This is a genomic window from Synechococcus sp. R60.1 (assembly GCF_047461835.1).
Classification (GTDB): domain Bacteria; phylum Cyanobacteriota; class Cyanobacteriia; order Thermostichales; family Thermostichaceae; genus Thermostichus.
In genome coordinates this window covers 1-4,387 of sequence record NZ_JANSIA010000139.1, presented here as the reverse complement: position 1 = coordinate 4,387, position 4,387 = coordinate 1, and the positions used below count along the sequence as shown (strand labels likewise).

The following is a 4,387-nucleotide window of genomic DNA, read 5'->3' as shown; positions in this document are numbered from 1 at the left end:
GCTCCCCCCGTCTTCACAACGGAGCAGATTTTGGAGATCTTGCCCCATCGCTATCCTTTCTTGCTGGTGGATCGGGTTGTGGAGTATCAACCGGGGCAACGGGCGGTGGGCCTGAAAAACGTCACCTTCAACGAGCCTTTTTTTCAAGGGCATTTCCCCAACCGACCCATCATGCCCGGCGTCCTAATCGTCGAGGCCATGGCCCAGGTAGGGGGGATCGTGTTGACCAAGTTGCCGGACGTGGCCGGGCGTTTGGCCCTGTTTGCCGGGATCGATGGCGTTCGCTTTCGCCGCCCGGTACTGCCGGGGGATCAGCTGCTGCTCTCCGCCGATTTGCTCACCATTCGCCAGAGGCGCATTGGCAAGATGTTCTGCCGCGCTCAGGTGGGAGGGCAACTGGTAACCGAGGGGGAGCTGATGTTCTCCCTGGTGGATTGATGGGCCAACAGCGGCCATCCAGGAGGCGCTCCGGTGTGGGTGTTCTCGCAATTGAGATAAAGTGTTGGGATAGAAAGATGGCTCAGGGGCTGCTTGCGCCTTTCTGTCGGGATACGGTAAACATGTTGTCGCGACAGTGGGGCGTAGCTCTAAGGCTCATCTCCCCCGGAGTCAAGCCTTGGTGATCCTTCGCGGGGTTGGGAGCGTAACCACAGTTGCTGGCTAGGTCGGAAATGAGTTCGTTCGCTTCAGCGGGATCCACTCCCAACGCCTCTGCAAGTGCGCCGCACCGCTCACGGGAGCGGATTCATCCCACCGCGGTGATCCATCCGAAAGCTGAGCTACACGAGACGGTGCAGGTTGGCCCGTATGCGGTGATCGGCGAGCATGTTCGCATTGCTGCCCATACGGTGGTGGGGGCCCATGTGGTGATCGATGGCTGGACGGAAATCGGCGAGGGCAACCACATTTTTCCGGGAGCAGTTGTGGGCACCGAGCCTCAGGATCTGAAGTACAGCGGCGCCCCCTCTCAAGTGGTAATCGGCAGAGGCAATCGCATCCGCGAGTTCGTCACCATCAACCGGGCTACCAATGAAGGGGAAGCCACCCTGATTGGAGATTACAACCTGCTGATGGCCTACACCCATGTCGCCCACAACTGCGTCATCGAAAATCAGGTGGTGATTACCAATGCTGTCTCTTTGGCCGGCCACATCCACATCGAGTCTCAAGCCCGCATCGGCGGCATGGTCGGGATCCACCAGTTCACCCGCATCGGGCGCTTGGCCATGGTGGGGGCGATGAGCCGGGTTGACCGCGACGTTCCCCCCTACATGTTGGTGGAAGGACATCCGGCTCGCATCCGCGGTCTGAACTTGGTGGGGTTGCGGCGAGCCCAAGGGATGGAGGGATCCCTGCCCTTGCTGCGGCAGGTCTACCGATTTTTGTACCGCTCAGGGTTGCCTTTGGAAAAAGCGCTGCAAACGCTGCGCAGCAGCCTGTGTGTCGTTTGTAACAGCGGTGCGGAGGGAGAGCGCCATGTCCTTTCCCTACAGGGGAAAGAGTGGGTGGACGAGACGGGATCCCTGCAACATCTGCTGCAATTTTTGGAAGACTCCCTCTCGCAGCCGCAACGACGAGGCCCTCTGCCGGCCCTACGCGGGAGAGGGGAAGATCCGCCGGTGCAGAGCACTTCAGAGCTGGATGACTAAAGATTGGGGTCGGGAGTGTAGCTCTGGTGAGCCACCTGTTCATCTGCACGGGCGAGGTCTCAGGGGATCTGCAGGCCGGCCATCTGATTGAAGAATTGCTGCGCCAGCGCCCTCAACTGCGCATCACAGCGGTCGGGGGAGAGCGCATGGCTGCTGCCGGGGCCCGTTTATTGCACCGCACTACCGAGATCAGCTCCGTTGGCATTTTAGAGGCTCTTCCCTTTATCGGCCCCGCCCTCTGGACGGAATGGAAGATTCGCCGCTTTTTGGCCCAAGACCCGCCAGATGTGGCCGTGCTGGTGGACTACATCGGCGTCAACAGCCGCATTGCCCGTCTGCTGCAACGGCGGCAGATCCCTGCCGTCTATTACATTGCTCCCCAAGAGTGGGTGTGGTCGCAGGATGCCCGCCTCACCTACCAACTGGCCCAGCAGATGCGGCTGATGTTGGCAATTTTCCCTGAGGAAGCCCGCTACTACGCGGCGGCAGGAGCCCATGTCCAGTATGTGGGCCATCCCCTGTTGGATATTTTGGCCGCTGTGCCCAGCCGTGCTGCAGCCAGAGCCCAGTTGGGGATCCCTGCCGAAGCCACGGTGGTGGTGGTGGTGCCGGCTTCGCGTCGGCAAGAGCTGCGCTCGGTTCTGCCTGTCCTGCTCAAGGCGGCCCAGTTGTTGCAAGCTCACCTGCCTCAGGCACAGTTTTGGGTGCCCCTGGCCTCGCCCCGTTTTGCTGCCCCGATTGCGCGGGCTGCCCGCCGCCTTGGGCTCAACCTCACCCTTTTGGATCCCCAAGCTCTGCCCTTCTTCTCCCCCCACAAAGCTCATCACCTCGCCTTGGCAGCGGCTGATTTGGTGTTGGCCAAGTCGGGCACGGTGAACTTGGAGACGGCCATCTTGGGGATCCCCCAGGTGGTGATCTATCGCCTCAACCCCATCACCTTCTGGATCGCCCGCCATTGGCTGAGGGTGTCGGTGCCCTTCATGTCTCCGCCCAACCTCGTGCAGATGCGCCCCATTGTGCCGGAGTTGCTGCAGGAGCAGGCCCAGCCGGAGAAGATCGCCCAACTGGCACTGGAGTTGCTAACTCGGCCGGAACGCCAAGCCCAACTGCAAGCCGACTACGCCGCGATGCGGGCAGCCCTAGGAGAACCCGGCGTTCTGGCTCGCGCTGCTAAGGCCATCCTAGAGGTGTTGGATGGCGAAGCTGGATCGAAGCAGGATCCCTTCCGCCGCTAACTCCGGCGACCCAGCACCTGGGGCACGGCCCGTCCTCCCGCCAAGGCTGCTGTCGAATCCGCCTCTTCCAGATACTCAGCATCTTGGTTGACCCGCCACCCATCGTAGCGCCGTTCCCCTGCCACAATGTTGCGAGCGGCCAAAAGGCCCGTCATCATGGCGTGATCCTGGTTATTGTAGCGGTGCATGCCGTTGCGGCCTGCCACCTGCAAATTGGGCAGTGCCTCTTCCAAAAAGGCCCGAATGGTCTGGATGTGAGCTTGATAGCCGTGATTGTAAACCGGGTAGGCTTTCGGGGCGCGAATGACTGTGCCGCCCAAAACCTTTGCCTTCCCCAGCAGGCCCAACCGCTGCAATTCCAGCGTTGCCAAGGCCATCAAATCCCCATCGGTTTGTCCCCAAAAGGGATCCGTCGCTGAGCAAAAATACTCCAAACCCAAGCAGGTGACCGAGGGATCCGGAACCATGTCCGCGCTCCAATTCTTGAAGTTTTGGATACGCCCCACCCGCACCGAGGGATCGTGAATGTAGATCCAGTGATCTGGAAATAGGTTGGGCTCATCCACCAGCAAAGCCACCGTCAAAAAATCCCGATACCGCAGTTGTTCGGCAGCCTCTCGCACCGGCTCCGGTGCTGCAGGTACCAAAGCCCGCACCAGAGAGCGCAGCGGCATGGTGGAAATGAACTGCTCGCCGGTCACCCAAAAGGTCTCTCCCCCTTGAGAACAGGCTTGTACAGCTTGAACTCCGGCCCGGTTCCAGTGGATTGCCGTAACCTTGCGATCCAGTTGTACCGGCTGCCCGGCTTCTGCCAGCAAGGTTTGAACGCGCTCCCACATCTGGCCTGGCCCTAGGCGAGGATAGCGAAAGCGATCGATCAGGGTTTTGATCACCCCCTCTCGGTTGGGGAAAAAGGTTTTACGGATCAAAGAAGCCATCGACAGACCCTTGATCCGCTGGGCTGCCCAGTCGGCGCTGATCTCGTGACAAGGGATCCCCCACACTTTCTCGGTGTAGGTCTTAAAAAAAGTGCGATACAGCCGTTCCCCAAATTGGTTAATGACCCAATCTTCAAAAGATACAGGATTGGGCCTGGGAAAGAGGCGCGCCTTTAGGTAACTGAGCAGACAGAGGGTGGTAAACCCTGGCCCCAGTTTGGCAAAAACATCCGTAGGTCGAATTGGATAATCAAAGAAAACACCTCGGTAAAAAATGCGGGAAAGCCGCCGGCAAACCTGCATTTCCGAGCCCAAAATCTCCGTCCACAGAGCCTCAATTTCCGCCGACTTGGAGAAAAAGCGGTGTCCACCGATATCAAAGCGATAGCCTTGGTAGGTTACAGTGCGGGATAGCCCCCCTACCTGCACCGGATCCGCTTCCAAAACCGTTACCGGGTAGCCCTGCTTGTTCAGCTCGTAGGCGGCACTCAATCCAGCTGGCCCCGCCCCGATCACCACTGTGGACTGCACTCTGGATAGCTGCCTTGAGGTACCATCTGGTAGT

At 59.7% G+C, this 4,387-nt stretch carries 4 protein-coding genes; 3 read left to right on the top strand and 1 reads right to left on the bottom strand.

Annotated elements, in window-relative coordinates:
- The 3 genes from fabZ to lpxB form a co-directional block, all read left to right on the top strand.
- Nucleotides 1–438 (top strand): 3-hydroxyacyl-ACP dehydratase FabZ (gene fabZ, locus NW834_RS13395; RefSeq protein WP_414426350.1); only part of this gene is annotated, 438 nt, incomplete at its 5' end.
- A gap of 233 nt (nucleotides 439–671) precedes the next feature.
- A complete protein-coding gene (gene lpxA / locus NW834_RS13390) occupies nucleotides 672–1,649 on the top strand; it encodes an acyl-ACP--UDP-N-acetylglucosamine O-acyltransferase (protein WP_414400710.1) in 978 nt (325 codons plus the stop codon).
- A 26-nt stretch (nucleotides 1,650–1,675) separates the two neighbouring features.
- Nucleotides 1,676–2,884 carry a lipid-A-disaccharide synthase gene (gene lpxB / locus NW834_RS13385; RefSeq protein ID WP_414426349.1) on the top strand — a complete coding sequence of 403 codons (1,209 nt, stop codon included), beginning with the start codon at nucleotides 1,676–1,678 and terminating at the stop codon, nucleotides 2,882–2,884.
- On the opposite strand, the gene NW834_RS13380 is transcribed toward lpxB, so the two are convergent.
- Nucleotides 2,881–4,353 carry an NAD(P)/FAD-dependent oxidoreductase gene (locus tag NW834_RS13380; RefSeq protein WP_414426348.1) on the bottom strand — a complete coding sequence of 491 codons (1,473 nt, stop codon included), beginning with the start codon at nucleotides 4,351–4,353 and terminating at the stop codon, nucleotides 2,881–2,883. The two genes, lpxB and NW834_RS13380, sit on opposite strands and share 4 nt — an antisense overlap.
- Nucleotides 4,354–4,387 lie beyond the last annotated feature (34 nt).

What these genes read in the sequence shown, in the direction of transcription:
- lpxA (WP_414400710.1), top strand. Translation starts at nt 672, where the DNA reads ATGAGTTCGTTCGCTTCAGCGGGATCCACTCCCAACGCCTCTGCAAGT.